Below are 919 nucleotides of genomic sequence, written 5' to 3'. Positions count from 1 at the left end.
GTGGCCGCGCTGCGCAGGGCGGCGGAGCTGCGGGCGGAGGCGCTGGGGGCCACCGCCGGGCGTCCGCAAGCCGCCGTCCTCCCCGGTTCGGTCCCTGAGGGGGTTCCGTGTCGCTGATCGCCACCCTCGCCCGCTTCGAAGCCGTCAGCACCGGACGCGCCCAGCCCACGGCCACCGTCCTGCACCGGCATCTCGCGGCCCGCCCCCTCGTCCTCGTGCCGCTCACCACCGCCGGTGAGGCCGGGGCCCCGCTCGGCGCGCTCGTCGGCACGGACCGGGACGCGCCCCGGCTGCTGGTGGTGCCCCAGCCCCGGGACCGTGACCTGCGGTTCGCGTTCCTGGCCGAGCTGGCCGACATCGTGCTGCCGTACGTGGACACGTACGCCGACGTGGTGGAGGCGGCCGAGCGCAGCGAAACCGACCCGGAGACCGGCAAGCGCGTCAAGGTCGAGGTCGAACTGTGCGCGGACGCCCCGCAGTTGATCCTGCCGAGCCGGACGGGCATCGACTTCCTACGGCTCCTCGGGCGCTCCATGCGGTTCCGGCGCACCGCCGAGCAGGACCCGGAGGCGCCCCATCCGGCGCCGCCGCGCGTGCCGTTGCTCGGCAGGTGGCTCACGCACTTCGGGGAGCGGGCCCGGGTGCCGGGCTCCTCGCTGCTGCTCGCGCTGACCGACCTGCTGTCGCGGCACTGGGCGACCGGGCAGTCCGGGGTGGAGGACCAGCATCTGGCGTCGCTGCTCGCCTGGATCGACCCCCCGGAGGGGGAGTCGGGTGAGGCGGCGGCGCGGCGGGCCGAGCTGGCCCGGGACGCCGGGGGCCAGTTGCTGTGGCCGCCCGCCGGGCCCGCGACCGACCCGGCGTTCGACAACAAGCTGCTGGCCCCGGCCATCGAGCGGTACGACCGGGCGCGGCTCGC

At 76.6% G+C, this 919-nt stretch carries 1 pseudogene; it reads left to right on the top strand.

Annotated elements, in window-relative coordinates:
• Positions 1-107: 107 nt before the first annotated feature.
• Positions 108-919: pseudogene (locus tag AWZ10_RS17270) on the top strand (hypothetical protein); the annotation flags it as partial.

The sequence above is a fragment of the Streptomyces europaeiscabiei genome, from assembly GCF_001550375.1.
Taxonomy (GTDB): domain Bacteria; phylum Actinomycetota; class Actinomycetes; order Streptomycetales; family Streptomycetaceae; genus Streptomyces; species Streptomyces europaeiscabiei.
Note: the sequence above shows the minus strand (reverse complement) of the source record. Positions and strands in the feature narration are given on the sequence as shown.